The sequence below is a fragment of the Streptomyces sp. NPDC008086 genome (assembly GCF_042957325.1).
GTDB lineage: Bacteria > Actinomycetota > Actinomycetes > Streptomycetales > Streptomycetaceae > Streptomyces.
On record NZ_JBIBIA010000005.1, the window covers coordinates 36,897 to 62,101 of the forward strand.

Sequence of the window (25,205 nt, forward strand, 5' to 3'; positions counted from 1 at the left end):
CTCAGGCGAGCAGCTCCCCCTCGATCACGGTCACCGCGCGGCCGCTCAGCAGCGTGCGGTCGCCGCGCAGCTCGGTGCGGACATGGCCGGAGCGGGGCGATGCCTGGAGGCCGGTGAGCTCGGCCCGGCCGAGACGTCCGGACCAGAAGGGGGCCAGGGCGGTGTGGGCGCTGCCGGTGACCGGGTCCTCGTCGATGCCGACGTTCGGGAAGAAGCAACGGGAGACGAAGTCGTAGCCCCGCCTGGAGTCCTCGGCGCGGGCGGTGGCGATGATGCCGCGCTCGGAGTGGGCACCGAGGGCCTTGAGGTCGGGGGACAGGCCGTGGACGGTCTTCTCGTCGGCGAGCTCGACGAGCAGGTCGCCGACGTTCGGGCCGGTGTCGAAGGCGACGAGCGGCTCGGCGCCCAGCGCCCGCGCGAGCCCGGCCGGGACCTCGACGGGGCTGAGCGGGGCGGTCGGGAAGTCCAGCATGATCGAGCCGTCCTCGCCGGGCGTGGCGACGAGAACCCCGCTGCGGGTGGCAAACCGCACAGGCCCCTCGTGGGCGCCGGTGCCGTGCAGCACATGGGCCGTGGCGAGGGTGGCGTGTCCGCACATCGCCACCTCGGCGACCGGCGTGAACCACCGCAGCGCCCAGTCGGCCTCCCCGCCCTCGGGCAGCCGGTGCGCGAACGCCGTCTCGGCGTGGTTGACCTCCATGGCCACGTTCTGCAGCCAGTCGTCGTCCGGGAAGCCGTCGAGAAGCAGGACCCCGGCCGGGTTTCCGGCGAAGGGGCGGTCGGTGAAGGCGTCGACGATTCGAATCCGCATGACGCCGACGCTAGGGGGGTGGGGGAGGGGACGACCAAGGCCAATTCGGGGGCGCTGGACCGTTTTCGGGAGGGTCGCCGGAGCCGGCCGGGGTTCGCCCACGGCTGCTCAGCGCGGCGCGGCGACGACGTGGCCGATGGCTGAGGCGACGTCATGGGCGGCATGCGTGGGCCGGTAGGAACCCTCGACCCAGTCGCGTCCGTTCGTCACCCACACGCTCCGTAGGCCCAGGGACGCGGCGCCCGCTATGTCGGCGTGCGGTGAGTCGCCGATGACCCAGGCGCCGGTCAAGGGGGCGCCGACGGTCGCGGCCGCCGCCCGGAAGATCTCCGGTTCGGGCTTCCTCCGGCCCACGGCTTCGGAGACCACCCAGCCCTGGACCAGCCGGTCCAGCCCGGTGTTGCGGATCTTCGCCTCCTGCTGGACGACCCGGCCGTTGGTGACGACCACACAGGTCCAGCCGGCGGCCCGGGCCCGGTCCAGTGCCCGGCGGGTGGAGTGCGCCAGAACGACGCGGTCGGCCACGCCGGTGTCGAGCAGGGAGCGGATGGCGCTGTCCGGCACCGCGCCGCCGTATCGGTCGGTCATGGCCGCGGCCAGCTCCCTGCGCGGGCCGTAGCCGCCGACGTCCATGGCCATCACCCAGCCGAGGTCGGAGGCGGGCAGGCCGTGCTCGGCGAGGAAGTCGGCGACGGCGTCACGGAACGCCGCGTCCCGGTCGACCAGGGTGTTGTCGAGGTCCAGCAGCAGGAGCGCCATGGCGGCAGTAGAGCACGGGGAGGGCGCACGGCGACCACCACCTGGTCCCGGGCTTCGGAGGGTCTTGCCATGCGAACTGTTCCGATATATCGTTGAGGCATCGCGACAGATCAACGATGGAATGGAGTGATTGCGATGCGTTCCCATGGATTCGAGCGTGGGCATGGTGGACACGGTCATCACGGCCGAGGTGGTTTCGAAGGCCTTCGCGGTGCGTTCGGGCCCTTCGGCCCGGGCGGACCCGGTGGTTTCGGTGGGCCCGGGTTCGGGCCCGGCCCCTGGGGGCCGAAGGGTGGCCGGGGCGGTGGCCCGCGAGGCAGGGCGCGGCGCGGTGATGTGCGCGCGTCGATCCTCGCCCTGCTGAAGGACCGCCCCATGCACGGCTACGAGATGATCCAGGAGATCGCCGAGCGCAGTGGCGGGGCGTGGAAGCCCAGCCCCGGCTCGGTGTACCCCACCCTCCAGTTGCTGGAGGACGAGGGGCTGATCGTCAGCGAGAGCGAAGGCGGCAAGAAGCTGTTCTCGCTGACGGAGTCGGGCCGCGAGGCGGCCGAGGCGGGGCCCGAGGCGCCCTGGGAGGAAGCCTCCCGCGGTGTCGACTGGGAGGCCCTCGGCGAGATCCGGCAGGCCGGGTTCGGGCTGATGGAGGCCTTCGGGCAGGTCTGGAAGACGGGCAGCAAGGAGCAGCGCGAGAAGGCGCTCACCGTCATCAACGACGCTCGCAAGAGGCTGTACCTCATCCTCGCCGATGAGGACTGACCCGGGCCGGCGGCCGGTCCGCCCCAGATGAAGGCGCCCCGTGGCTGAACCGCGGGGCGCCTTCGTGCGTCGAGGTGCCGCGTCTGCGGCCAGGGCGTTGAGCGGGTGCGCCGGCCGGGGCCGGGGGCGTGTCGAGGGCGCTCAGGTCACCAGGCCCGCCAGCTTGCGCAGTGACTCGTTCAGCGCCGCCGTGGCCGAGTCCTTGAGCTTGCCCGCCATCAGCGACACGGCCGCGCCCGTGAACTCCCCGTCGATCCGGACCGCCGTCGCGCCCTCGCCCTCGTCCCCGCCCACCGGCGTCAGCGTGTAGCGCGTGGCCACGGTCACCGCCATCGGCCCCTTGCCGCGTATGGCGAGCACCCGCGCCGGCTGAAGTTCCTCGATGGTCCACTCGACCTCGGCCGGGAATCCCATCAGCTTCATGTTCTCCTGAAAGGTCCCGCCCACTTCCAGGGCCGAGGGGCCGCCGCCCGGGAAGCTGGTGTGGGTCGCGTTCCACTCCCCGTACGCCGACCAGTCCGTCAGCTGTGCCCAGACCTTCTCGGCCGGTGCCCCGATGCGTGCCTCCGCGCTGACTTCGGCCATGCGACCACCTCTTCGTCTCGGGCTACGGTGTCGCGGAACGTAGCCCCGGGGCCTGGAACATTCAATACTGATGAACCGTCAGAAAATGTGGAGACGTGCAACGGGCACCCAGAGCAAGGCGGCGCGCGCCCCTTGGGGGTGTTCGGCGTGATCTCATCCGTAAGGAGGAGATATCGGCCGGCGGAGTCCACTCCGCGTGGGACGCGAAAATGCTTCCTCCCGGGGATGACCCGGCTCGAAGTGGTTGATGGGGTAGGGGGTGTGCAACCCCGTATTCCCCGGCAGTCGGCCCCGGAGCAGGACGGTCGGCCCCCGGCCGCCGCCGCGGACGATGCCAGGCTCAGCGACGAGCTGGCAGCGGTGGTCTCGGGCGCCCGCCGCCGGGCGGTCAGGGACGGGGACCGGCACATCGACACGGCCCATCTGCTGCACTCGCTCCTGGAGCACGACCGCGATGTCCACGCCGTCTTCGGCGACGGCCTCCAGATCGCCCGCCTCCTCGGCTACCTGGTGCAACGCACCATCGGCTACGGCCTGCGCTGGCAGGGCGCCGTCGAGGACTCCGGCGCCGTACCCGTGCTGAGGGACGGCGAGGGCTTCTCCCCGCTGGCCGCGAGCGCGATGGAACACGCCTCCCGACGGGCCGCCCGACGAGCCTCCCGGTGCGGCGACCCGCGGGCCCGCGGCATCGACCTGCTCGCGGCCATCGTGGTGGACCCGCAGGCCCGCGCCGTCGAGGTGCTCGCCCGGGCGGGCATCGACGCGACCGCGCTGCGGGCCCGGATCGACGAACGACGGGACGAGTACGCCGGTGGTGGCGGTGGCGGTGGCGGCGTAGGTGGTGTGGGTGGTGGCGGCGACACGGCTTTCTAGGCCGACGGCCCTCGACCTCACCGTCCACTCGGCCCTCGCCCTCACTGTCCACTCGGCCCCCGCCCTCACTGTCCACTCGGCGAGACAGGTGTCATTGGGGATGACGCTCATGTCATCGCCTGTCATCATGTGCCGGTGCGTATGTCTGAGAGCAGTGCGGCCGGCCGGGGCAAGGGCGTCGGGCTCGGTCTGGCCTTGGGTTCTGCGGTCGCCTTCGGCGGATCCGGGGTCGCGGCCAAGCCGCTGATCGAGGCGGGGCTCGACCCGCTCCACGTGGTGTGGCTGCGCGTGGCCGGCGCCGCCCTCGTGATGCTGCCGCTCGCCGTGCGCCATCGGGCGCTGCTGCGCCGCAGGCCCGCGCTGCTCGCCGGGTTCGGACTGCTCGGCGTGGCCGGCGTCCAGGCCTTCTACTTCGCCTCGATATCCCGGATCCCGGTCGGGGTCGCGCTGCTCGTCGAGTACCTCGCCCCGGCGCTGGTCCTCGGCTGGGTGCGGTTCGTGCAGCGACGGCCCGTCACGCCCGCCGCCGCGCTCGGTGTCGTCCTCGCGGTCGGCGGACTCGCCTGTGTCGTCGAGGTCTGGTCGGGGCTGAGCTTCGACGCCCTCGGCCTGCTCCTCGCGCTCGGCGCCGCCTGCTGCCAGGTCGGCTACTTCGTCCTGTCCGACCAGGGCAGCGACTCCGGCGCCGACGCCCCCGACCCGCTGGGCGTCATCGCGTACGGCCTCCTGGTCGGCGCGGGCGTCCTCACGGTCGTGGCACGTCCCTGGACGATGGACTGGTCCGTGCTGGGCAGCACCGCGCACATGAACGGCACCCCGGTCGCGGCACCCCTGCTGCTGTCCTGGATCGTCCTGGTCGCGACCGTCGTCGCCTACGTCACCGGCGTCGTCTCCGTACGCCGGCTCTCGCCGCAGGTCGCCGGTGTGGTCGCCTGCCTCGAAGCGGTCATCGCGACCGTCCTCGCCTGGGTCCTGCTCGGCGAACACCTCTCCGCCCCGCAGCTGGTCGGCGGGGCGATCGTCCTGGTCGGCGCCTTCATCGCACAGTCGTCGGCGCCCGCGAAGGGCTCCCCCGAGCCGGTGGCGAGCGGTGGGCCGGAAAGGGATTTGTCCACCCGCTCGACGCTCGCATAAGGTGCCGAACATGCCTTCGACGCTCGTTCTTCCGCCTCCGGCCGCCTGAGGCGGGCCCTCCGGATCGCCTGCCCGGCCTCACGCCGGGCGGAACGGTGCTGCCCGCAGACGAAGTCCACGGACCCCGCTGAGCCGCGGTCCTTCCAGTACTTCTGCATGTCTGCGGAGAGAAACTCGTGTCGAACGCCGCTGTCTCCGGCCTGCCCATCGGGCGTGGCCTTCTCTATCTGATCGTCGCCGGTGCCGCCTGGGGCACCGCGGGCGCCGCCGCCTCCCTGGTCTACCGGGCCAGTGACATGGGGCCGGTCGCCCTCTCCTTCTGGCGCTGCGCGGCCGGCTTCGTGCTGCTGCTCGCCGTCCGCCTCCTGCGCCCGCGCCCCCTTCGGGGCACCGGAGCGTCCGAACCCCTCGGCCGCAAGGCGCTGCGGGCCGGGGCCACGGGCATCGGCCTCGCCGTGTTCCAGACGGCGTACTTCGCCGCCGTCGACGCCACCGGGCTCGCCGTCGGCACCGTCGTCACCCTCGGCGCGGGCCCCGTGTTCATCGCGCTCGGCGCCCGGCTGACCCTGGGGGAGCGGCTCGGCCGGGGCGGTGTCGCGGCCGTGGCCGGTGCGCTCACCGGGCTCGCGGTGCTGGCACTCGGCGGCGAGGGGGCGACCGTACGGCCGTGGGGCGTGCTGCTGGCGCTGGTGTCCGCGGCCGCGTACTCCGTGATGACCCTGCTCACCCGCAAGTGGGGCCGGGGCGGCGGGGCCGACGCCGCCAGTACGTCCCTGTGGGCCTTCGCGGTCACCAGCCTCAGCCTGCTGCCCTTCGCCCTCGCCGAGGGCCTCGTGCCGCACACCACGGAACCCGTCCGGCTCGGCTGGCTCCTGATGTACATCGCGGCCGTCCCCACGGCGCTCGCGTACGCCCTCTACTTCGCGGGCGCGGCCGCCGTACGCTCGGCCACCGTGTCCGTGATCATGCTGCTGGAGCCGGTCAGCGCGGCGGTGCTCGCCGTCGTCCTCCTCGGCGAGGACCTGACGACCCCGACCCTCGCGGGCACCCTGCTGATGCTCGGGTCCGTCACCGGGCTGGCCCTGGCGGAGGCCCGGGGCGCGCAACGGCTGCCGGCCTGACACCGCTGGGCGCCCCCGCACCGCGCGGCGGAAACCGGGGGCGCCCCTGCGCTCATGCGGTGCGTCGGCCCAGCATGTGCTCGCGGGCCTCGGCGTCACCCGGGCCGGCCCGCCGGGTCAGCCGCACCGCGATCCGGTCCTGGACCTCCTCCGTCCGCTTGCCCGCGTACTTGAACTTGGCGCGGACACCGGTGACTTCGAGGCGCAGTCCGCGAATGCCGGACAGCAGACGGCCGAACGGAACCTCGCCGACCGCGACCTCCGCCGAACCGCCCTCGGGCTGGAAGTGCCCGACCTGGCGGTTGAGCAGCTCGGCCTTCTCGGCCGGGTCGTCCACGACATGGGCGCGGCAGCGGAGTTGGACGGCCGCGTAGAAGCTGGTCGGCACACCGTGCTCGGACGGGACGTCCGGGTCCGCCTGCCAGGGGCCGGGCACATAGACGTAGTCGTCGACCACGCTCAGCACGACCTCGGGGTGCGCCAGCAGCGCGGGCCACATCGGGTTGGGGCGGGCCAGGTGGGTGACGGCCTCGCCGCGCTCGCCGTCGTACGCGAAGTGCAGCGGCTGGACGTGCGGCGGTTCGCCGTCCAGGCCGTTGACGACGAGCTGCCCGAAGTCGTGGACGGCCAGCCACCGCTGCCACTCGGCGTCCTCGCGGGGCGCGTCCCAGGGGTGGATCAGCATCACAGGGCGCCGAGGTAGTCGGGGAGTTCGGTGCCGGGCGCCAGGCCGGGGTCGCCGACCGGCGTGCCGTACCCCTTGCGCAGCGGGACGACACCGGCCCAGTGGGGGAGGGCGAGGTCCTCGGGCTCGTCGTTGACGCCGCCGGTGCGGAGCTTGGCGGAGACCTCGTTCAGGTCGAGGCGGATGACGGCGGTCGCCGCCAGCTCCTTCTTGTTGGCGGGCCGCGAGTCACGGGACCGGCCCGCCACGACGTGATCGACCAGCGCGTCCAGAGCGACCCGCTTCTCCTCCGGGTCCGTCACGTCGTAGGCGGTGCCGTGCACCACCACGGACCGGTAGTTGATCGAGTGGTGGAACGCCGAGCGGGCCAGGATCAGCGCGTCGACGTGCGTGACCGTCAGGCACACCGCGAGGCCCGGGTCCGCCTGCCCGGTCATCCGCAGCGGGCGCGAGCCCGTCGAGCCGTGGACGTAGAGCGTCTCGCCGACCCGGCCGTACAGCGTCGGCAGCACGACCGGCGCGCCGTCGCGGACGAAGCCGAGGTGGCAGACGTAGGCCTCGTCGAGTATCGCGTGCACCAGTTCCCTGTCGTACGACGCCCGGCCCGGGGAGCGGGTGGGGACGGTGCGGTCGGTCGGCGTGTAGACGGCGGCCGGCGACGTCGACGTCTCGGTCCCCTGCATGACGGTCTCCCTTGCGTTCTGGTGCCCTCTTGCGCCGGGCATTGCACTAGTGCATAATCTGCTTTGTGCTAGGAGGATATAGGATCGAGGGGCGACGCGCAGCGGAGATCGCGGCGAGCGTCGAACGCGCGGTGGGCGCCGGCGAGCTGGAGCCGGGTCAACTGCTGCCGCCCATGCGAGAGTTGGCGGTCGAACTGGGCGTGAATCCCAATACGGTCGCGGCCGCCTACCGCACCCTGCGGGAGCGGGGTGTCATCGAGACGGCCGGACGGCGGGGCAGCCGGGTGCGGCCCAAACCGGCGACGACCGCGCGCGAGTCCATCCGGGTGGAGGTGCCGGAGGGCGTACGGGACGTGGCGACCGGCAACCCGGACCCGCTGCTGCTCCCCCGGCTGGCCAGGGCGTTCGCGGCGGCCGCCGAGGAGAACGACCGGGAACCCGTCATGTACGGGGACCCGGCCGTGGAACCGGAGCTGGCGCGCGCCGCGCGGGCCGCGTTCGACGTCGACGGCGTGCCGGACGGGCCGATCGCCGTCACCTCGGGCTCGCTCGACATGATCGAACGCGTCCTCGCGGCCCACCTCAAGCCCGGCGACACCGTCGCCGTCGAGGACCCCGGCTGGGGCAGCCTCCTCGACCTGGTCCCGGCGGTCGGTCTGCGGACGGCCCCGGTCGGCGTGGACGACGAGGGCCCGCTCCCGGACGACGTGCGCCGGGCGCTGGAAGCGGGGGCGCGCGCCCTGATCGTCACCGCCCGGGCGCAGAACCCGACGGGAGCGGTCGTGAGTGCCGCACGCGCGCGTGCCCTGCGTTCCGTGCTGAAGGCCCACCCGGACGTCCTGCTCATCGAGGACGACCACGGCCACGGCATCGTCGACCTGCCCCTGCGCACCCTGGTCGGCACCACCCGCACCTGGGCGTTCGTCCGTTCGGCCGCCAAGGCCTACGGCCCCGACCTACGCCTCGCCGTGTTCACCGGCGACCCCGTCACCGTCGACCGGGTACGCGGCCGCCAACGCCTCGGCCCCGGCTGGGTCAGCCGCCTCGGCCAGCGTGCCCTGGTCCGGCTGTGGGCCGAGGGCGCCGTGGACCCGAAGGCCGTGTCAGCGGCGTACGGCACCCGCCGGGACGCCCTGATCGCCGCGCTGGCGGACCGGGGCATCGCGGCACACGGAAGCAGCGGGCTCAATGTCTGGGTCCCCGTACCCGACGAAACAGGCGCCGTCGCCCGCCTCCTGCATGCCGGCTGGGCAGTGGCCCCGGGCGCCCGCTTCCGCATGAGCGCCCCACCCGGCATCCGCATCACCATCGCCACCCTTGCGGACGACGAGATCCCCCGGCTCGCGGACGCGGTGGCGAGTGCGGTGCACCCAGCACCGGAACGGGGCCACGTCTAGACGCGGCCGGGAGTGGCCAAACGCCGTTCAGGGGCGCGGGGCTGTGTCGACATGCGGCTCCGCCGCGTGGGTGCGACCAGCCACACGCGGCCTATGCACGCCAACACGCCCCGCACCCCACCCCCTAGTCGCCCCGTTTGACCTGAGTAAGCGCCGCCCCCACAAGAACGACCACCGCCCCCACCGGCGTCGACCAGCTGAGTGACTCCCCAAGCACAACCACCCCCGCAGCCGTGGCAATGACCGGAATGAAGTACGTCACCATCTGAGCCGTCGTCGGCCCCACCTCGGCGACCAACCCGTACTGAAGCAACACCGCAAGCCCCGTACCGAGCGCCCCCAACCCCACGATCGCGAGCAGGGGCACCACCGGGAAACTGCCGGGCATCGAGGTGAACACCGGTGTCACAACGGCCAGTTGAACCGTCGCCAACAACAACTGCGCCCCCGTCAGCGAAAGATGCGACTCACTCGACCCGGCCAGCGTCCGCCGGACGTATATCCAGCCGACCGGGTAACTCAACGAGGCCAGCAGCGCCATCACCGTCCCCGTGGCATCCAGCCCATGGAACCCCTGCCACGCCCCGAGCACCGTGAGCACACCGAGGAACCCGAGCCCGAGCCCCGCCACCCTGACCCGGGTCGGCCGGTCCTCCGAGAGCGCGACCAGGGACAGGGCCATGCCCCACAGCGGCGAGGTCGCGTTGCAGATGCCCGCCAGCGTGGAGGGGATCGTCAGCTCCGAGTGCGCGAACAACGAGAACGGCAGCGCGTTCAGCAGGAACGCGGCGACCGTCAGATGCCCCCACGTACGCGCCCCGCGCGGCAACCGCTCCCGCTTGACCGCCATCGCGGCCGCCAGTACCGCCGTACCGAACACCAGCCGCCCGAGGGTGACCTGGAAGGGGGCGTAGCCATGGGTGCCCACCTTGATCAGCAGGAAGCTGAACCCCCAGATCAACGACAGGGCGGCGAAACGCAGACGCCAGTCGAGGCGCGCGCGAGGGCGCTGGCCGGGGCGGAAGTCGCGGCGGGGAGCGGAATCGGCCGGAACACGGGAGACGGCGGCAGTGGTCATGGAAGCAACGATGCGGCACCCGACTTCGTAGCACAATCGAGATTTCGCACGCGATATCTCGTAGCATTGCTTACATGTTGAACCTGGAGCGCCTGCGCACCCTCGACGCCCTCGCCCGGCACGGCTCGGTCAGCGGCGCGGCGGAGGGCCTGCACATCACGACGTCCGCCGTCTCGCAGCAGATGTCCAAGCTGGAGCGCGAGGTCGGCCAGCAGCTCCTCGCCAAGAACGGCCGGGGCGTCCGGCTCACGGACGCGGGGCGGCTGCTCGCCGAGCACGCCTCGCGCATCCTGTCGCAGGTCGAGCTGGCCCAGTCCGACCTGGAGGCGCAGCGCGGCAAGGTCGTCGGCGAACTGAGAGTGGCGGCGTTCCCGACCGCCGCGCGCGGACTGTTCCCGGCCGCGCTCTCCGCCCTGCGCGCCGAGCACCCCGCGCTGCGCGTGCGCTCCTGCGAACTGGAGCCGGAGAACGGCATCGCCGGGGTGATCCGCGGCGACTTCGACCTGGCCGTCGTCCTCGACTGGTACAACAAGCCGATGGCGCTCCCCGAGGGCCTGGTCAAGGCGCACATCCTGGACGACCCGGCCGACGTGGCGATGCCGGTCGGGCACCGGCTCGCGGACCGGGGCGAGGTGGACCTCGCCGAGTTCGCCGAGGACGAGTGGATCACGTGGGGCGAGGGCGAGTTCTGCCACGAGTGGCTGATGTTCACCCTGCGCTCCAAGGGCATCGAGCCCCTGCTCGGCCACCGCGCCCCCGAGACGCACACCCAGCTCGCGCTGGTCGCGGCCGGACTGGGCGTCTGCATCGCACCGCTGCTGGGGCGCCATCCGATGCCCGCCGGAGTGGTGACCGTGCCGTTGAAGCAGCGGGTGCGGCGGCATGTGTACGTCGTCTGGCGCGCCGACGCCGACCGCCGCCCGTCGATCCGGGCGGCGGTGCGGGCGCTGCGGGAAGCGGGGGAGAACGTCTCCTGACCCCGCCCGCGACCTGCCGCCCGGTTCTACGCCGCACCCAGCTTCCGGAAGTCCCAGGACACGATCTTCTCCGGCGTCAGCCGCACCCACGCGTGCCGGCCGTCGTGCGGCATCTCGTCGAGGCCGAAGTTCTTGCGCGCGAACAGCGTCTCGGGGACGTCGAGTTCGGCGCGCAGCTCGCCGACGCGCGGGCTCTCGCCCACGAACTCGACGGAGCCGGACAGTTCGACACCGCGCAGCTGCTCGTACTCCTCACCCGTGTCGATCACGATCGCGACCCGCGGATCGCGGCGCAGATCGGCCCACCGCTTGCTGCGGACGACCGAGTACAGCCACAGCGAGTTGCCGTCCCAGGCGAACCACAGGGCGCTGACATGCGGAAAGCCATCGGTGGACACCGTGGCGACCCGGCAGGTGCGCTGGGTGGTGAGGAACTCGTCCAGCTCACCGGGCGTCATCATGATCTTCCGGCCCCGGCGCTGAGTGACGGTCATGCGGCCCCCTCTTCTCTCACGTCGTGCCAGAGGAGAGATCCTCTGACATCACGTCAGAAAAGGATGGGTCGTCTTCCCCGCGGAGGCAATGGTGGTTCCGTCCTCACTCGAACATGGCTACGCTCGCCCGCCCACGCCGCCGCCGTCGGGCACAGGGGGATCCATGCCGTCGTACGCCGAACTCAGCGAACTCCTCGACCCCGCGACCACCGTCCTGCTCACCGTCGAATGCCAGGAGGGAGTCGTGGGAACGATCAGCGCGCTGCCCGAACTCGCCGCCGAGGCCCGCTCGTCGGGCGCCCTCGCCAACACCGCCCGGCTGGTCGCCGCCGCCCACGCGAGCGGCGTCCAGGTGATCCACGCCCTCGCCGAACGCCGCCCCGACGGACGCGGGGCCAGCCGCAACGCCCGCCTCTTCCGCGCCGCCGAACGGCTCCCCGTCCAGCAGCTGTCCGGCAGCGAGGCGGTCCGCGTGGCGGCGCCGATCGAGGTGGCCGAGGAGGACTTCGTCGTACGCCGGCTGCACGGCCTGTCCCCGATCCAGGGCACCGACGTCGACGCCCTGCTGCGCAACGTCGGCTGCCGCACCCTGGTCGTCACCGGCGTCTCGGCCAACGTGGCGATCCCCAACACGGTCTTCGACGCCGTGAACCGGGGGTATGTCGTGGTCGTGCCGCGGGACGCCGTCGCCGGGGTGCCCTCCGACTACACCCCGGCGATGATCCGCCACACCCTCGCATTGGTCGCCACGGTCGCGACCACGGACGAGGTGCTGGACGGCCTCAAGCGTCCGCGCGTCAGGCGAGCGTGATCGAGTCGCCCGCCACGCTGATCTCCTTGGCGGCCAGCGGCTGGGTGGCCGGCCCCTTCTTCACGCTGCCGTCCAGCACGGAGAACTGGCTCTTGTGGCAGGCGCAGGTGATGGTGTCACCCTGCAGGTCCGTCATCGGACACTGCTGATGGGTGCAGATCGTCGAGAAGGCCTTGTAGTCGCCCGCCGTCGGCTGCGAGACCACCACCTTCTCGTCACTGAAGACCTTGCCGCCGCCCTCCGGGATGTCGGCGGTCTTGGCGAGCGCGGCACCGCCGCCGCCCGCCTCCGGGGACGAGCCGCCGCCCGCCTCCGTGCTCGCCCCACCGCCGGCGGGGGCACCCTGTTCGGTGGACGAGCCGGACGCGTCGTCGTCCGACCCGCACGCGGTCAGCGCCACGGCGAGCCCCGCCGCGCCGACCGCCGCCACGACGGTACGGCGGCTCGGACTCGACACCGGCTGAACTGATTCGCTGGTCATGCTGACGTTTCCTTCCGCGGATTCCTGATCTGCCGAGAGGTACGGTCCTTCGGGACCGGCTGTTCAGACGCAGTCGAAATCCTGACCCGGTCCGGTGAAGAGGTGGGTAAAGCGGAGCTGTCGGTTCACTGTCCAGAGCTGTCGATCCGCTGTCGGCGCAAACCCGTCGCCGCCGCCCGGCCCGTCCCGCACTCCCGCCTGTGCGCCAGTAACCTGGGGCGATGCTCAAGGAAGTCATCGCGACCCGCTACATCACGCCACTGCGTGAGGGCGGTTCGCTGCCGGGGCTCGTCGAGGCCGACGACTTCGGGACGTACGTCATGAAGTTCAGCGGCGCCGGACAGGGCCGCAAGACACTGGTCGCCGAGGTCGTCTGCGGTGAACTCGCCCGCAGGCTGGGCTTCCGGGTGCCCCGGCTGGTGACCGTGGAGCTCGACCCGGTGCTCGGGCTCGGCGAACCCGACCAGGAGGTGCAGGAACTCCTCAAGTCCAGCGGCGGCACCAACCTCGGCATGGACTTCCTCTCCGGCGCGCTCGGCTTCGACCCCCTCGCGTTCGACGTGAGTGCCGTGGACGCCGGCCGGATCGTCTGGTTCGACGCCCTGGTCAACAACGTCGACCGGTCCTGGCGCAACCCCAACCTGCTGATGTGGCAAGGCGAACCGTGGCTCATCGACCACGGCGCCACCATGATCTGGCAGCACAACTGGCCCGGCGCCGCGGCCTCGGCGGCGCGTCCGTACGACGCCTCCGACCACGCCCTCGCCTCCTTCGCACCGGACGTGCGGGCGGCAGCCGCAGAGTTGGCGCCACTCGTCACCGAGGAACTGCTCGCCGAGGTGACCTCCGAGATCCCGGAGGTCTGGCTGGCGGACGAGCCGGGGTTCGCGTCGGCGGACGCGCTGCGCGGGGCGTACGCCGCGCCACTCGTCGCACGGGCCGCCGTCATCCACGAACGCATCGAGGGGATCAAGTGAGCGAGCGCACGCTGGGGACCCGTTCCCGCACCCAGGACGTCTTCGAGTACGCGCTGCTGCGGGTCGTCCCGCGTATCGAGCGCGGGGAGTGCCTGAACGCGGGCGTGCTGGTGTACTGCCGCGCCCGCTCCTTCGTCACCGCCCGGACCCATCTGGACGAGACCAGGCTGCGCGCCCTGGACCCCGATGCCGACGTCGCCGGGGTGCGGGCCGCGCTCGGTGCCGTCGAGGGCGTCTGCGCGGGCGGCGAGGCCGCGGGGCAGGCCGAGGGCGACGACCCCGGCCGGCGCTTCCGCTGGCTGATCGCGCCCCGCTCGACCGTCGTCCAGCCGGGGCCCGTGCACACGGGACTGACCTCCGATCCGGCGGCCGAGGCGGAGCGGCTGCTCGATCTGTTGGTGAAGTGAACGGATCGGCCGGCGGAACGGGTAATGGATCACATGCGCGCGGTGGCCGTTGACACCGCGTGCCAGGGCTTCTAGCGTCACGTCCATCGAAGGTACTAAGCGGTCGCTCACCCGAGGAGAGTCATCCATGTCCACCACTGAGCAGAGGGTCGCCGTGGTCACCGGCGGAGCGCGCGGCATCGGCGCCGCCACCGCCGTACGACTGGCCGCCGAGGGCCGCGCGGTCGCCGTGATCGACCTCGACGAGGCCGCCTGCAAGGACACCGTGGAGAAGATCACCGCGGCCGGCGGCAAGGCCATCGCGGTCGGCTGCGACGTCTCCGACGAGGCACAGGTCGAGGCGGCCGTCGCGCGGATCGCCGAGGAGCTCGGCGCCCCGACGATCCTCGTCAACAACGCGGGTGTGCTCCGTGACAACCTGCTGTTCAAGATGAGCGTCTCCGACTGGGACACCGTCATGAACGTCCATCTGCGCGGCGCCTTCCTGATGTCCAAGGCCTGTCAGAAGCACATGGTGGACGCGGGCTTCGGCCGGATCGTCAACCTCTCCTCGTCCTCCGCGCTCGGCAACCGCGGCCAGGTCAACTACTCCGCCGCCAAGGCCGGCCTCCAGGGCTTCACCAAGACCCTCGCCAAGGAGCTCGGCAAGTTCGGCGTCACCGCCAACGCCGTCGCCCCCGGCTTCATCGCCACCGAGATGACCAAGGCCACCGCCGACCGCGTCGGCATGGGCTTCGAGGACTTCAAGGCGGCCGCCGCCACCCAGATCCCGGTGGCCCGGGTCGGTGAGCCCGACGACATCGCCAATGCCATCGCCTTCTTCACCGGCGAGGCGGCCGGATTTGTCTCCGGCCAGGTGCTGTACGTCGCCGGCGGACCGCTCGACTAGGGCCGGGGGAGGAACGAACATGACTGCACTGCCCGAACTCTCCGGCAAGGTCGCCCTCGTCACGGGCGCCAGCCGCGGCATCGGATACGGCGTCGCCGAGGCGCTCGTCGCGCGCGGTGACCGCGTCGTCATCACCGGCCGGGGCGAGGACGCCCTCAAGGAGGCCGTCGAACAGCTCGGCGCCGAGCGCGCCTTGTACGTGGCCGGCAAGGCGCACGACGAGGCCCACCAGGCCCTCGCCGTCGAGCGCGCCATGGAGGCCTTCGGCCGGGTCGACTACCTGGTCAACAACGCCGGCACGAACCCCGTGTTCGGGCCGCTCGCCGACCTCGACCTGGGTGTCGCGCGCAAGGTCTTCGAGACCAACGTGATCTCGGCGCTCGGCTTCGCGCAGAAGACCTGGCACGCCTGGCAGAAGGACAACGGCGGCGCGATCGTCAACATCGCCTCCGTCGCGGGCATCGCGCCCTCGCCGTTCATCGCAGCCTACGGCGTCAGCAAGGCCGCGATGATCAACCTCACCCAGCAGATGGCGCACGAGTTCGCGCCCAAGGTGCGGGTCAACGCCATCGCCCCGGCCGTGGTGAAGACCAAGTTCGCCCAGGCCCTGTACGAGGGCCGCGAGGCCGAGGCCGCCGCGGCCTACCCGCTGGGCCGGCTCGGCGTGCCCTCGGACATCGGCGGCGCCGCCGCGTTCCTCACCTCGGACCAGTCCGACTGGGTCACCGGTCAGACGCTCGTCGTCGACGGCGGCATCTTCCTCAACGCCGGCGTCGGCTGAGGCACGGCACCCGCGACAGGGGCGCCGCTGTACACCAGCGGCGCCCCTGTCGGCGTATCGGGAGATCAACGGCCGTTGACAACGTAGTCACCGAAGAGGTGAACAAGTGCTCCTGAGACGGGAGGTCCACCGGCCGGAACACTGCGGTATGTTTTGCCGACCCTTGGCATGGCAGATCGAGGAGCGTGCGCGTGTTCAACCGGATCCGACGCCTGCGGCAGGTGGCGGCCATCGCGTCCATATCGTCCCTGGTGGCAGGGTGCGGTGTCCTCTCGTCCGATTCCTCGGACGAGGAGGGGCCGATCGTCGTGGGGACCACCGCCGCCCCCAGCACCCTTGATCCCGCCGCGTCCTGGGACAGCTCCTGGGAACTGTTCCGCAACATCTACCAGACGCTGCTCAGCTACCCGTCCGGCTCGACCGCGCCCGAGCCCGACGCCGCGGAGAACTGCCAGTTCACCGACAACACCAACATGAAGTACCACTGCGAGCTGCGCGAGGGCCTGCAGTTCTCCGACGGGCACACCCTCGACGCGAAGGCCGTCAAGTACTCGATCGACCGCATTCGGAAGATCAACGTCAACGGTGGCCCGGCCGGACTGCTCGGCAGCCTCGAACGCGTCCAGGTGCTGAACGACCGCGAGATCGTCTTCCACCTGAACAAGGCCGACGCCACCTTCCCGTTCGTGCTCGCCACGCCCGCGATGTCGATCGTCGACCCCGAGGACTACCCGGCGGACAAGCTCCGCGAGGACGGCACGGTCGTCGGGTCCGGGCCGTACACCCTGGCGTCGTACGACGAGGGCAAGCAGGCCGAACTCGTCAAGAACGACAAGTACGAGGGGTACGCGGAGCGCAAGAACGACGCGGTGACCATCCGGTACTTCCAGGACTCGCCCACCATGGTCGCCGCACTGCGCGACCAGGAGCTCGACGTCGCCTTCCGTGGCCTCGCCGCCGACGACATCGTCGACATCCAGGCCGACGACAAGGACGACCTCCAGCTGATCGAGGGCTCCGGCACGGAGATCAACTACCTGGTCTTCAACCCCAAGGACCCCATGGCCGGCAAGACCGCCGTCCGCAAGGCCGTCGCCCAGGTCATCGACCGCCCGGCCATCGCCCACAAGGTCTACAAGGACACCGTCGAGCCGCTGTACTCCATGGTCCCCAAGGGCCTGACCGGACACACCACGGGCTTCTTCGACGACTACGGCGACCCCAGCGTGAGCAAGGCCCGCAAGCTCCTCACCGAGGCGGGCATCACGGCCCCCGTGCCGCTCACCCTCTGGTACACCAGCGACCGCTACGGCTCCGCCACCAAGGCGGAGTTCGAGGAGCTGAAGGCCCAGCTGGAGGACTCCGGCCTCTTCGAGATCACCCTCAAGAGCCGCCCCTGGAAGACGTACGTCACCGGCTACCAGAACGGCGAGTACCCGGTGTTCGGACGCGGCTGGTTCCCCGACTTCCCGGACGCCGACAACTTCATCGCGCCGTTCGTCGGCAAGCAGAACGCCCTCGGCACCCCCTACGTCACCCCCACGATCACCGACCGCCTGCTGCCCAACTCCCGCGCCCAGAGCGACCGGGCCAACGTCGTCAAGGACTTCGAGGACGCCCAGCGCATCCTCGTCGACGACGCGCGGTTGCTGCCGCTGTGGCAGGGCCGGCAGTACGTGGCCGCGAGCGCGGAGGTCTCCGGCGCGGAGCGGGCGCTGGACCCGTCGACGATCATGATGATGGGGGAGCTGTACCGCAAGACCAGCTGGTAGCGGGCCCGATGTGCGGTGGGCGGGGCGATTGTCAGTGGTCGCCTGTAGGTTCTGAAGCCTGGAGGTGACCGCCCCGCGGTCGCCTCCCACCGTTCGCCGCACACCGTAAGGAAGTTGACGTGACCGACATCGCCATGCTGCCCGAGTCCTGGCGCGGGGTTCTGGCCGACGAACTGCAGCAGCCCTACTTCAAGGAGCTGACGGAGTTCGTCGAGGAGGAGCGGGCGAAGGGTCCCGTCTATCCGCCGCGCGACGAGGTCTTCGCCGCCCTGGACGCGACGCCCTACGACCAGGTGAAGGTCCTGGTCCTCGGCCAGGACCCGTACCACGGCGAGGGCCAGGGCCACGGCCTGTGCTTCTCGGTCCGCCCCGGAGTGAAGACGCCGCCCTCGCTGCGCAACATCTACAAGGAGATGAAGGAGGAGCTCGGCCTCCCCGTCCCCGACAACGGCTATCTGATGCCCTGGGCCCAGCAGGGCGTCCTGCTGCTCAACGCGGTGCTGACGGTCCGCTCCGGCGAGGCCAACTCGCACAAGGGCAAGGGCTGGGAGAAGTTCACCGACGCCGTGATCCGGGCCGTGGCGGACCGGCCCGACCCCGCGGTGTTCGTGCTGTGGGGCAACTACGCCCAGAAGAAGCTCCCGCTCATCGACGAGACCCGGCACGTGGTGGTCAAGGGCGCGCACCCCTCCCCGCTGTCGGCGAAGAAGTTCTTCGGGTCGCGTCCCTTCACGCAGATCAACGACGCGGTGGCCGCGCAGGGCCACGAGCCGATCGACTGGCGGATCCCGGACCTGGGCTGAACCCGCGCCGGGCCGGGGCCTCGTCCGGTCCTCCGGTCGGATCGGCCCGGTGCCCGTACGGAGCCGCCTGACCGGGATCGTCGGTGACGGCGGTTAGCGTCGGGAGGGGGACCAGCCGACGAGGGCCCGGAGGACGCGGTGGCGGAGCGACAGGAGCGGACGGCACCGGAGGCCGTGCCCACGCGCATCGGGCAGGTCGTCATGCTGCACCATGCGGGGGACCGCGAGGAGGCCCGGCGCAGGCTGCTGGACCTGTGGACGGAGCTCGGCGAGGACGGCGACCCCGTCCACCGCTGCACCCTGGCCCACTATCTGGCCGACACCCAGGACGACCCCGCGGACGAACTGGCCTGGGATCTGCGGGCGTTGACGGAGGCGGAGGGCATGGGCGGTGCGCTCGGCGTACGGGCGCTCTACCCCTCGCTGCATCTGGAGCTGGCCGCCGACTACGTGAAGCTCGACCGCGCCGAGGCCGCCCGCGTCCATCTGCGCCGGGCGCGCGGAGCGGCGGGGGCGCTGGGGGACGACAGCTACGCGGACGGGGTGCGGGCGGAGATCCGGCGGCTGGAGGTGCGTCTGGGGGAGGGGACCTAGGTACTGAGGGGGCGGCGGGGCAGGGCAGGGGAGTGTGGGGAGCGGGCTGTGGGGGTAGCCCGCTCGCGGCTCAACGGCCGTACGTCTGCTCGCAGATCTTCGACTCCGGGCTGTCCGGCCGCCAGCCGCCGTACTTCTTCCCCAGCGCGCAGACATCGCCCTGCCCCGGGTTCCCTGTGCTCCCCGGGTTGCCCTGGACGCCCTTGCGGACGGACTCCGACACGTCCGGGATCTCGACGTGCGGCCGTTCGGGGCGGTCGGGCCCCGGGCGATGGGGCTCCCGGTGCTCGGGACGGGGGTGCGGATGGGGGTGCGAGCGTGTGGCCGGCGGTGTGTGGGCCGGCGCGGTCGGGGACAGGGGCCGTGCGGCGGACCTCGTCGGGGCCGGACGGGGGGACGTCTCGATGAGCGTCAGGGCCTCGCGGGCCGGCGCCTGCACGACCTCGGGATCCATGGATCCGCTCGGTCGCGGCGCCGGAGGCTGGGACGGTACCGCCGGCCCACCGGACGGCGGCGGGTACTCGACCGTCGTACAGCCCGCGAGGGCCGATACGGCCATGGTGACCAGGAGCGTTGCGGTGGTCGTCGTTCGATGCACGCGCGCAACTCTGCTGGTTCCGAAGGCCGTTGGGGCAGAGGAGAAGGTGACGTTGCTCCGTACGGGTGATCTCTGACCCCGTACGGACGGTGTGCCCCTGCCGCCGCTGACGTCAGTCGCCGGTGGCGCCGTCGACGCGTTCGCGGATCAGGTCGGCGTGGCCGTTGTGACGGGCGTACTCCTCGATCATGTGGGTGAGGAGCCAGCGCAGGTTGAACTGCTCGCCGCTGCGTCGGTGCCGGCCCTTGGAGAGGTCGTCCAGACCGAAGTCGGCCGCGTTGCGTCGGGCGATGTCGATCTCGGCCTGCCAGGTGGCGTACGCCTCCTCCCAGGTGTCCGCCTCGGTGAGGTGGAACTCGCCGTCCGGGTCCTCCTCGGAGAAGTAGATCGGTCCCGGGTCCATGTCCATGAGTACCTGGCGGAACCAGCCGCGCTCCACCTCCGCCATATGCCGTACCAACCCCATCAGTGTCAGCTTCGACGGTGCCACGGAGGCGGTCCTGAGCTGGGCGTCGGTCAGGCCTTCGCACTTCAGGGCGAGGGTCTGCCGGTGGTAGTCCAGCCAGCCCTCCAGCATCGTGCGCTCGTCGGCGGTGGTGGAGGGCTCATGGCGTTCGACAGTCATGGACCGCATCCTCGCGCACCGTGGGCCGGTTCACCAGGGGTTTTACGGTCGGCCGGTGCCGGGCGCGGCCTGGCCGAGCATCCCGTCGAGCAGTTCGCGCAGGCCCGCCCGTACCGCCGCCAGGCTCGGCACCTCCGAGTTGAACGACCCGGCGACACAGCTGAACATCAGCCCGTCCGCCCAGGCGACCAGGGACAGCACATGCCGGGACGGGTCCGTGGAGCCCGCCGCCGTCAGCAGGGCGGTGAGCTGGTCGCGGAAGCGGGCGCCCGTCGCGTCGAAGTAGGCGCGCAGCTCGGGGCGGCGCGTGGCCTCCAGGGCCAGCTCGTAGCGGGCGAGCGTCAGCTCGCGGTTGCGGGTCAGGGCGCGGTGCGTCGCCAGGGCCAGTCCGTCGGCCAGGGAGCCGGGACCGCCCCGCGGATCGGGCATCTCCTCCAGCGCCAGCACCCGCGCCTCACGCTCCGCGAGCCGGCGCACCGCAAGCTCCAGCAGCGCCTGCCGGGTGCGCGCCACATTGGACGTCGACCCCTGCGCCAGCCCGGCCGCCTCGTCGACCGCCCGGTGCGTGAGCCCCCGCATCCCGCGTTCGGCGAGCAGTGCGAGCGCGGTGTCGGCGACGAGGTCGGCGCGCGAGGCCGCGCTCGGGATGCGTACGGACATGGGGATCAACCTACCCGGGGCACTACGTCTGTAGTACGGTCGAGGCAGCGGGTAACTACATCTGTAGTCCCGGGAGCCGTCAGGGCGCGAGTCGCAAGGAGGAGCCATGGCACAGTCGAGGCGGGCCGTCGTGATCGGCGGCGGCATCGGAGGCCTGACCGCGGCCGCCGCACTGCACCGGAGCGGCTGGGACGTCACCGTCCTGGAGCGGGCCCCGTCCCTGGAGCCGGTCGGCGCGGCCATCTCCCTCGCGCCCAACTCCCTGCGCGCGCTGGACGTCATAGGGCTCGGCGACGAGATCCGCGACCTGGCCGCCTGGCAGGGCGACGGAGGACTGCGCACCCCCTCCGGACGCTGGCTCACCCGCATGGACGCCGCCGCCGTGGCCGCCCGCTTCGGCGGCCCGCTCGTCCTCCTCCACCGGGCCACCCTTGTCAACAGCCTCGCCGCACTGCTCCCGACCGGGGCGGTCCGCACCGGGGTCGCCGCCACCGTCGCCGACCCGGGAGACGCCGACCGCCCGGCGCGCGTCAGCACACCGGACGGCGAGCTGGCGGCCGACCTCGTGGTGGCCGCCGACGGCATCCGGTCCGCCGTACGCCGGGTGCTCTTCCCGGACCACCCCGGCGCCGTCTACTCCGGGTTCACCACCTGGCGGGTCGTGATCCCGGTGCCCGGCGCGCGGTTCGCCTCGCACGAGACCTGGGGGCCGGGCCGCATCTGGGGCTCCCACCCGCTCAAGGACGGCCGCGTCTACGCCTACGCCGCGGCGATCACGCCCGCCGCGCGGCACGCACCCGACGACGAGAAGGCCGAACTGCTGCGCCGCTACGGCGACTGGCACGACCCGATCCCCGCGATCCTCGCCGCCGCCCGCCCCGAGGACGTACTGCGCCACGACGTCCACCACATCGCCGAGCCGCTGCCCGCCCACCACCGCGGCCGGGTCGCCCTGGTCGGAGACGCCGCGCACGCCATGCCGCCCACGCTGGGTCAGGGCGGCAACCAGGCCATCGAGGACGCGGTGGTCCTCGCCCACCACTGCGACGACCTCGCCGCCTACACGGCGGCCCGCCTGCCGCGCACGACCGCCGTCGGCCGCCAGGCCGTCCAGGTCGCCCGCCTCAACCTGATGACCAACCGCGCCGGGATCGCCGTACGGAACACGACGCTCGCCGCCCTGTCCAAGCTCGCGCCCGCGCTGTTCCTACGCGGCTTCGAGGGCATCGCCGACTGGGGGCCGCCGCAGCGGCCGTATGCTTCCAGGCAGACCCCGGCAGGCAACCACCAGAGGAGATCACCCCGTGAAGGTCGGCTGCATCGGACTCGGTGACATCGCGCAGAAGGCCTACCTTCCGGTGCTCGGCGTCCAGCCCGGGGTCGAACTGCATCTGCAGACCCGTACGCCCGCCACGCTCGCCCGGGTCGCCGACACCCTCCACCTGCCGGCCGAACAGCGGCACACCGACCTCGACTCGCTCCTCGCCCAGGGCCTCGACGCCGCCTTCGTGCACGCCCCCACCGTCGCCCACCCGGAGATCGTGACCCGGCTGCTGGAGGCGGGCGTGCCGACGTACGTCGACAAGCCGCTCGCCTACCAACTCGCCGAGTCCGAGCGGCTGGTGGCGCTCGCCGAGCGGCGGAACGTGAGCCTCGCCGTCGGCTTCAACCGGCGCTACGCGCCCGGATACGCGCAGTGCGCGGACCATCCGCGCGAGCTGATCCTCATGCAGAAGAACCGGATCGGGCTGCCGGAAGAGCCGCGCTCGATGATCCTGGACGACTTCATCCATGTCGTCGACACGCTGCGCTTCCTCGTGCCCGGGCCGGTCGTCGACGTGACCGTGCGCGCCCGGGTCGAGGGCGGGCTGCTGCACCATGTCGTGCTCCAGCTCGCCGGGGACGGCTTCACCGCCCTCGGCGTGATGAACCGGCTCAGCGGCTCGGCCGAGGAGATCCTGGAGGTGTCCGGGCAGGACACCAAGCGCCAGGTCCTCAATCTCGCCGAGGTCATCGACCACAAGGGCCAGCCGACCGCCCGTCGGCGCGGGGACTGGGTGCCGGTGGCCCGGCAGCGCGGTATCGAGCAGGTGGTGCTGGCCTTCCTCGACGCCGTGCGCGCGGGCAAGGTGCTCGGCGCCCGGGACGCGCTGGCGACGCACGAGTTGTGCGAGCGGGTCGTCCGGGCGGTCGAGGACCTGGCTGCCTGAGCCAAGGCCCCGGTCCGGGGTCAGTGACCGGGGCGGGCCGGCGAGCCGTGGGTGGTGTGAGCGGGGTGTTCGCGCGGTTCCGGAGCGGGCTGCCGCCTCAGCCGTAGGCGCTGTGTCCGTACGCCCTCGGACGCGCCCCAGACGGCCATGATCAGCAGTGCCGCGTACACCGGCCACTCGCCGAAGCGGACGTACGGCGTGACACCGTCGGCCAACGGCACCTCGAAGACCGCGCTTGTGCTCGCGTCCGTGCCGAGCCAGGAACCGACGCGCTGCCCGCTCGGGCCGTACACGGCGGAGACGCCGGTCAGGGTCGCGTGCACCATCGGCCGGCCGGTCTCGGCGGCGCGCAGTGCGGCGAGCGAGGCGTGCTGCTCGGGGGCCCAGCTCTGCTGGAACGTGGACGTCGCCGACTGGGCGATCAGGATCTGGGCGCCGTGGTCGACGAGGTTGCGGCTCATGTCGGAGAACGCGGACTCGAAGCAGACCATCGGGCCGATCCGCAGCCCGTGCCCGGCGTTCATCACGACCTGTTCCGTGCCGCGCCTGCGGTCCTCGGCCGCCGCCTTGCCCACGGAGGTGGCCCAGCCCAGCAGTGAGCGCGCCGGTATGTACTCCCCGAACGGGACCAGCCGCATCTTGTCGTAGCGGGCGCCGGTGGGACCGTCCGGGCCGACGAGGATCGAGCTCTTGTAGATGCCGGGCTTGTCGGAGCGGCGCGCGTCCACGTTGACCAGGATGTTCGCCCCCGTCTCCCGGGACAGCGCCGCGAGGCGCCGGGCGAAGTCGGGCCGGTCGTCGAGGTCGTAGCCGACGCTGCTCTCACCCCAGACGATCAGGTCGGCGCCCTGGCCGGCCAGCTCGCGGGTGAGCTGCGCCTCCCGGTCGAATCGCCGCTCGGGCGCGCTCGCGCCCCCCACGACGCCCGGCTGCACCACGGCTATCCGGACCCGGTCCGTGACATCCGGGCGCGGGGACCACACCCAGGCGGCCGAGGCGACCACGGCGGTGGCCACGAGGCCGGCCACCGCGGCGACCCGGCACCGGCGCACCGCCACCAGCACGGCGACGGCCACATTGACGGCCACCACCAGGAAGCTGATCAGCCACACCCCGCCCACCGAGGCGAGCCGCAGCGCGGGCTCCACCTCCCACTGGCTGGAACCCAGTACGCCCCACGGCCCGCCCAGCCCCTGCCAGGAGCGGACGAGCTCGATCAGCAGCCAGCCGGACGGCAGCACCACGAGGGCCGCCGCCACGCGCCCCGGGGACGGCCGCGCGGGCAGGAAGCGGCGCACCAGCCAGCCCCAGGGCGCCCACAGGGCACCGAGCAGCGCGGCGATGACGAACGTGAACACATGGAGGTTCGGCAGCAGCCAGTGGTGCATCGCCAGCATGAAGCCGAACCCGCCCCACCAGCCGTCGTACAGCGCCCGCTTCCCGGTCGGCGCGGAGCGCAGCAGGGCCATCCAGGGGACCAGGGCGACGTACGCGAACCACCACCACGACGGCTCGGGGAAGGCGAGCACGGGCAGCGCCCCGGCCGAGGCGGCGGCGACCGAGCGGCGCCACGGGGAGGTGAGCCACTGACTGATCGTCTTCATGCAACACCTCCTACCCCGTGGTGCTTCCAGTGTGCTCACAGGCACTGACAACGGGACAGCGGGGGCGGGGGTCCGGCCGCCGCTCAGTCGATCATCGCCGGGGTGGTCCGTTCGGGCAGCCGGCGCCATTTCTCCTGGACGACCACCTCGCGCAGTCGCCATCCGGTGTCCGTGCGCAGCAAGGCGAAGGCGTAGCGGCCGCCGCACACGAAGTCGGGGGCGGAGGAGCCTTCGGAGGAGTCCTCGCCGTTCTGGGCGAACCGCATCGGGTTGATGTAGTCGGCCTGGACCCGGGCCGTGTCGCCGGTGTCCTGCTCCAGGACCCCGAAGCGCACCCTGCGGTTGACGATGAGGTGCTGCCGCATCGAGAACAGCCCCATGCTCTCGGCCAGCCAGTCGGCGACGCTGCCGGCGTCCCCCTCGATGCCGCCGGCCGAGCGGTAGTCCGCGCGTCCGTCGGGGGCGAACAGGCTCCGGTACGACTCCCAGTCGCCGTCGTCCACGGCCACCGCGTAGTCGGTGATCAGTCCGTCGACCGCCAGCCGGTCCCTCAGGGTGGCGAGCTCCACACGCTGCGTCATCGGCTCAGTGTTGGGCATGTGGTGCACGGAGCCAAGAGGGCGTGCGCTGATATTCG

General features: G+C 72.0%; 29 protein-coding genes. 16 read left to right on the top strand and 13 right to left on the bottom strand.

What is annotated here, in order from left to right; translation table 11 throughout:
- Window position 1: 1 nt before the first annotated feature.
- Together ACFZBP_RS18040 and ACFZBP_RS18045 are read right to left on the bottom strand one after the other, a co-directional pair.
- Window positions 2-811: a PhzF family phenazine biosynthesis isomerase gene (locus tag ACFZBP_RS18040; RefSeq protein ID WP_391414184.1), complete on the bottom strand. Its 810-nt coding sequence runs from the start codon at window positions 809-811 to the stop codon at window positions 2-4.
- A 108-nt stretch (window positions 812-919) separates the two neighbouring features.
- The gene (locus ACFZBP_RS18045; protein WP_391414186.1) at window positions 920-1,570 is read right to left on the bottom strand and encodes an HAD-IA family hydrolase; all 651 of its coding nucleotides are present in this window, start codon (window positions 1,568-1,570) and stop codon (window positions 920-922) included.
- A gap of 135 nt (window positions 1,571-1,705) precedes the next feature.
- Here ACFZBP_RS18045 and ACFZBP_RS18050 point away from each other — a divergent pair, with 135 nt between their 5' ends.
- Window positions 1,706-2,329 (top strand): PadR family transcriptional regulator, encoded by a 624-nt coding sequence (locus ACFZBP_RS18050; protein WP_062723029.1) that lies wholly within the window; start codon window positions 1,706-1,708, stop codon window positions 2,327-2,329.
- A gap of 141 nt (window positions 2,330-2,470) precedes the next feature.
- Here the strand turns inward: ACFZBP_RS18050 and ACFZBP_RS18055 are convergent, their stop codons facing one another.
- Window positions 2,471-2,914: an SRPBCC family protein gene (locus ACFZBP_RS18055; RefSeq protein WP_391414189.1), complete on the bottom strand. Its 444-nt coding sequence runs from the start codon at window positions 2,912-2,914 to the stop codon at window positions 2,471-2,473.
- A gap of 261 nt (window positions 2,915-3,175) precedes the next feature.
- Here ACFZBP_RS18055 and ACFZBP_RS18060 point away from each other — a divergent pair, with 261 nt between their 5' ends.
- The 3 genes from ACFZBP_RS18060 to ACFZBP_RS18070 all read left to right on the top strand — a co-directional run bounded on the left by ACFZBP_RS18060 (window position 3,176) and on the right by ACFZBP_RS18070 (window position 6,042).
- Complete coding sequence (locus tag ACFZBP_RS18060) at window positions 3,176-3,787, top strand: Clp protease N-terminal domain-containing protein (protein WP_391414191.1); 612 nt, start codon at window positions 3,176-3,178, stop codon at window positions 3,785-3,787.
- A 141-nt stretch (window positions 3,788-3,928) separates the two neighbouring features.
- Window positions 3,929-4,921 carry an EamA family transporter gene (locus ACFZBP_RS18065; RefSeq protein WP_391414193.1) on the top strand — a complete coding sequence of 331 codons (993 nt, stop codon included), beginning with the start codon at window positions 3,929-3,931 and terminating at the stop codon, window positions 4,919-4,921.
- Window positions 4,922-5,097: 176 nt separating this feature from the next.
- The gene (locus ACFZBP_RS18070; protein ID WP_391414195.1) at window positions 5,098-6,042 is read left to right on the top strand and encodes an EamA family transporter; all 945 of its coding nucleotides are present in this window, start codon (window positions 5,098-5,100) and stop codon (window positions 6,040-6,042) included.
- Between the two features lie 52 nt (window positions 6,043-6,094).
- Here the strand turns inward: ACFZBP_RS18070 and ACFZBP_RS18075 are convergent, their stop codons facing one another.
- Window positions 6,095-6,727 (bottom strand): FMN-binding negative transcriptional regulator, encoded by a 633-nt coding sequence (locus ACFZBP_RS18075; protein WP_383453514.1) that lies wholly within the window; start codon window positions 6,725-6,727, stop codon window positions 6,095-6,097.
- On the bottom strand, window positions 6,727-7,410 hold the full coding sequence (locus tag ACFZBP_RS18080; protein WP_383453516.1) for a pyridoxamine 5'-phosphate oxidase family protein: 684 nt from the start codon (window positions 7,408-7,410) through the stop codon (window positions 6,727-6,729). Before ACFZBP_RS18080 ends, ACFZBP_RS18075 begins: the two co-directional genes overlap by 1 nt.
- 65 nt (window positions 7,411-7,475) lie before the next feature.
- Between ACFZBP_RS18080 and ACFZBP_RS18085 the strand changes: the two genes are divergently transcribed.
- Window positions 7,476-8,807: an aminotransferase class I/II-fold pyridoxal phosphate-dependent enzyme gene (locus tag ACFZBP_RS18085; protein WP_383453519.1), complete on the top strand. Its 1,332-nt coding sequence runs from the start codon at window positions 7,476-7,478 to the stop codon at window positions 8,805-8,807.
- Between the two features lie 124 nt (window positions 8,808-8,931).
- Here the strand turns inward: ACFZBP_RS18085 and ACFZBP_RS18090 are convergent, their stop codons facing one another.
- Complete coding sequence (locus tag ACFZBP_RS18090; RefSeq protein ID WP_391414198.1) at window positions 8,932-9,885, bottom strand: EamA family transporter; 954 nt, start codon at window positions 9,883-9,885, stop codon at window positions 8,932-8,934.
- A 74-nt stretch (window positions 9,886-9,959) separates the two neighbouring features.
- Here ACFZBP_RS18090 and ACFZBP_RS18095 point away from each other — a divergent pair, with 74 nt between their 5' ends.
- Complete coding sequence (locus ACFZBP_RS18095; protein WP_383453523.1) at window positions 9,960-10,862, top strand: LysR family transcriptional regulator; 903 nt, start codon at window positions 9,960-9,962, stop codon at window positions 10,860-10,862.
- Between the two features lie 26 nt (window positions 10,863-10,888).
- Here the strand turns inward: ACFZBP_RS18095 and ACFZBP_RS18100 are convergent, their stop codons facing one another.
- Window positions 10,889-11,356 carry a pyridoxamine 5'-phosphate oxidase family protein gene (locus tag ACFZBP_RS18100; protein ID WP_383453525.1) on the bottom strand — a complete coding sequence of 156 codons (468 nt, stop codon included), beginning with the start codon at window positions 11,354-11,356 and terminating at the stop codon, window positions 10,889-10,891.
- 163 nt (window positions 11,357-11,519) lie between these two features.
- On the opposite strand from ACFZBP_RS18100, the gene ACFZBP_RS18105 reads away from it, so the two are divergent.
- Entirely contained in the window at window positions 11,520-12,167 is a 648-nt protein-coding gene (locus ACFZBP_RS18105; RefSeq protein ID WP_391414201.1) for an isochorismatase family protein, read from the top strand.
- Here ACFZBP_RS18105 and ACFZBP_RS18110 read toward each other — a convergent pair.
- A complete protein-coding gene (locus tag ACFZBP_RS18110; protein WP_391414203.1) occupies window positions 12,154-12,648 on the bottom strand; it encodes a Rieske 2Fe-2S domain-containing protein in 495 nt (164 codons plus the stop codon). The two genes, ACFZBP_RS18105 and ACFZBP_RS18110, sit on opposite strands and share 14 nt — an antisense overlap.
- Window positions 12,649-12,869: 221 nt before the next feature.
- On the opposite strand from ACFZBP_RS18110, the gene ACFZBP_RS18115 reads away from it, so the two are divergent.
- From ACFZBP_RS18115 to ACFZBP_RS18145, 7 genes are all read left to right on the top strand, one after another.
- Window positions 12,870-13,625: a HipA family kinase gene (locus tag ACFZBP_RS18115; RefSeq protein ID WP_383453532.1), complete on the top strand. Its 756-nt coding sequence runs from the start codon at window positions 12,870-12,872 to the stop codon at window positions 13,623-13,625.
- Window positions 13,622-14,032 (top strand): DUF3037 domain-containing protein, encoded by a 411-nt coding sequence (locus ACFZBP_RS18120; RefSeq protein WP_383453534.1) that lies wholly within the window; start codon window positions 13,622-13,624, stop codon window positions 14,030-14,032. The genes ACFZBP_RS18115 and ACFZBP_RS18120 overlap by 4 nt, the downstream gene beginning before the upstream one ends.
- Before the next feature lie 127 nt (window positions 14,033-14,159).
- Entirely contained in the window at window positions 14,160-14,921 is a 762-nt protein-coding gene (gene fabG, locus ACFZBP_RS18125; RefSeq protein ID WP_200703193.1) for a 3-oxoacyl-ACP reductase FabG, read from the top strand.
- A gap of 19 nt (window positions 14,922-14,940) precedes the next feature.
- The gene (locus ACFZBP_RS18130) at window positions 14,941-15,702 is read left to right on the top strand and encodes a glucose 1-dehydrogenase (RefSeq protein WP_391414206.1); all 762 of its coding nucleotides are present in this window, start codon (window positions 14,941-14,943) and stop codon (window positions 15,700-15,702) included.
- 191 nt (window positions 15,703-15,893) lie between these two features.
- Window positions 15,894-17,474 (top strand): ABC transporter substrate-binding protein, encoded by a 1,581-nt coding sequence (locus ACFZBP_RS18135; RefSeq protein ID WP_391414208.1) that lies wholly within the window; start codon window positions 15,894-15,896, stop codon window positions 17,472-17,474.
- Between the two features lie 119 nt (window positions 17,475-17,593).
- Window positions 17,594-18,277 (top strand): uracil-DNA glycosylase, encoded by a 684-nt coding sequence (locus ACFZBP_RS18140; RefSeq protein WP_383453540.1) that lies wholly within the window; start codon window positions 17,594-17,596, stop codon window positions 18,275-18,277.
- Between the two features lie 138 nt (window positions 18,278-18,415).
- Window positions 18,416-18,871, top strand: coding sequence for a hypothetical protein (locus ACFZBP_RS18145; protein WP_391414210.1), 456 nt, complete (start codon window positions 18,416-18,418; stop codon window positions 18,869-18,871).
- A 70-nt stretch (window positions 18,872-18,941) separates the two neighbouring features.
- Here the strand turns inward: ACFZBP_RS18145 and ACFZBP_RS18150 are convergent, their stop codons facing one another.
- The 3 genes from ACFZBP_RS18150 to ACFZBP_RS18160 form a co-directional block, all read right to left on the bottom strand.
- Entirely contained in the window at window positions 18,942-19,469 is a 528-nt protein-coding gene (locus tag ACFZBP_RS18150; protein ID WP_383453547.1) for a hypothetical protein, read from the bottom strand.
- Between the two features lie 112 nt (window positions 19,470-19,581).
- Window positions 19,582-20,094 (bottom strand): DinB family protein, encoded by a 513-nt coding sequence (locus ACFZBP_RS18155; protein WP_383453549.1) that lies wholly within the window; start codon window positions 20,092-20,094, stop codon window positions 19,582-19,584.
- A gap of 42 nt (window positions 20,095-20,136) precedes the next feature.
- Window positions 20,137-20,754, bottom strand: coding sequence for a TetR/AcrR family transcriptional regulator (locus tag ACFZBP_RS18160; RefSeq protein WP_383453551.1), 618 nt, complete (start codon window positions 20,752-20,754; stop codon window positions 20,137-20,139).
- 106 nt (window positions 20,755-20,860) lie between these two features.
- Between ACFZBP_RS18160 and ACFZBP_RS18165 the strand changes: the two genes are divergently transcribed.
- Together ACFZBP_RS18165 and ACFZBP_RS18170 are read left to right on the top strand one after the other, a co-directional pair.
- Window positions 20,861-22,087, top strand: a complete 1,227-nt coding sequence (locus tag ACFZBP_RS18165; protein ID WP_391414212.1) for an FAD-dependent monooxygenase — start codon at window positions 20,861-20,863, stop codon at window positions 22,085-22,087.
- Window positions 22,059-22,964 carry a Gfo/Idh/MocA family protein gene (locus ACFZBP_RS18170; protein WP_383453556.1) on the top strand — a complete coding sequence of 302 codons (906 nt, stop codon included), beginning with the start codon at window positions 22,059-22,061 and terminating at the stop codon, window positions 22,962-22,964. Before ACFZBP_RS18165 ends, ACFZBP_RS18170 begins: the two co-directional genes overlap by 29 nt.
- Window positions 22,965-22,984: 20 nt before the next feature.
- Here ACFZBP_RS18170 and lnt read toward each other — a convergent pair whose 3' ends face one another.
- On the bottom strand, window positions 22,985-24,568 hold the full coding sequence (gene lnt / locus ACFZBP_RS18175) for an apolipoprotein N-acyltransferase (RefSeq protein ID WP_383453558.1): 1,584 nt from the start codon (window positions 24,566-24,568) through the stop codon (window positions 22,985-22,987).
- Window positions 24,569-24,651: 83 nt separating this feature from the next.
- Window positions 24,652-25,149, bottom strand: coding sequence for a nuclear transport factor 2 family protein (locus tag ACFZBP_RS18180; protein ID WP_391414215.1), 498 nt, complete (start codon window positions 25,147-25,149; stop codon window positions 24,652-24,654).
- Between the last annotated feature and the right edge of the window lie 56 nt (window positions 25,150-25,205).

Coding starts and splice junctions, on each gene's coding strand:
- ACFZBP_RS18040 (WP_391414184.1), bottom strand. CDS start 811: ATGCGGATTCGAATCGTCGACGCCTTCACCGACCGCCCCTTCGCCGGA.
- ACFZBP_RS18045 (WP_391414186.1), bottom strand. CDS start 1,570: ATGGCGCTCCTGCTGCTGGACCTCGACAACACCCTGGTCGACCGGGAC.
- ACFZBP_RS18050 (WP_062723029.1), top strand. CDS start 1,706: ATGCGTTCCCATGGATTCGAGCGTGGGCATGGTGGACACGGTCATCAC.
- ACFZBP_RS18055 (WP_391414189.1), bottom strand. CDS start 2,914: ATGGCCGAAGTCAGCGCGGAGGCACGCATCGGGGCACCGGCCGAGAAG.
- ACFZBP_RS18065 (WP_391414193.1), top strand. CDS start 3,929: ATGTCTGAGAGCAGTGCGGCCGGCCGGGGCAAGGGCGTCGGGCTCGGT.
- ACFZBP_RS18075 (WP_383453514.1), bottom strand. CDS start 6,727: ATGCTGATCCACCCCTGGGACGCGCCCCGCGAGGACGCCGAGTGGCAG.
- ACFZBP_RS18080 (WP_383453516.1), bottom strand. CDS start 7,410: ATGCAGGGGACCGAGACGTCGACGTCGCCGGCCGCCGTCTACACGCCG.
- ACFZBP_RS18090 (WP_391414198.1), bottom strand. CDS start 9,885: ATGACCACTGCCGCCGTCTCCCGTGTTCCGGCCGATTCCGCTCCCCGC.
- ACFZBP_RS18095 (WP_383453523.1), top strand. CDS start 9,960: ATGTTGAACCTGGAGCGCCTGCGCACCCTCGACGCCCTCGCCCGGCAC.
- ACFZBP_RS18100 (WP_383453525.1), bottom strand. CDS start 11,356: ATGACCGTCACTCAGCGCCGGGGCCGGAAGATCATGATGACGCCCGGT.
- ACFZBP_RS18105 (WP_391414201.1), top strand. CDS start 11,520: ATGCCGTCGTACGCCGAACTCAGCGAACTCCTCGACCCCGCGACCACC.
- ACFZBP_RS18110 (WP_391414203.1), bottom strand. CDS start 12,648: ATGACCAGCGAATCAGTTCAGCCGGTGTCGAGTCCGAGCCGCCGTACC.
- ACFZBP_RS18115 (WP_383453532.1), top strand. CDS start 12,870: ATGCTCAAGGAAGTCATCGCGACCCGCTACATCACGCCACTGCGTGAG.
- fabG (WP_200703193.1), top strand. CDS start 14,160: ATGTCCACCACTGAGCAGAGGGTCGCCGTGGTCACCGGCGGAGCGCGC.
- ACFZBP_RS18130 (WP_391414206.1), top strand. CDS start 14,941: ATGACTGCACTGCCCGAACTCTCCGGCAAGGTCGCCCTCGTCACGGGC.
- ACFZBP_RS18155 (WP_383453549.1), bottom strand. CDS start 20,094: ATGACTGTCGAACGCCATGAGCCCTCCACCACCGCCGACGAGCGCACG.
- ACFZBP_RS18160 (WP_383453551.1), bottom strand. CDS start 20,754: ATGTCCGTACGCATCCCGAGCGCGGCCTCGCGCGCCGACCTCGTCGCC.
- ACFZBP_RS18165 (WP_391414212.1), top strand. CDS start 20,861: ATGGCACAGTCGAGGCGGGCCGTCGTGATCGGCGGCGGCATCGGAGGC.
- lnt (WP_383453558.1), bottom strand. CDS start 24,568: ATGAAGACGATCAGTCAGTGGCTCACCTCCCCGTGGCGCCGCTCGGTC.
- ACFZBP_RS18180 (WP_391414215.1), bottom strand. CDS start 25,149: ATGACGCAGCGTGTGGAGCTCGCCACCCTGAGGGACCGGCTGGCGGTC.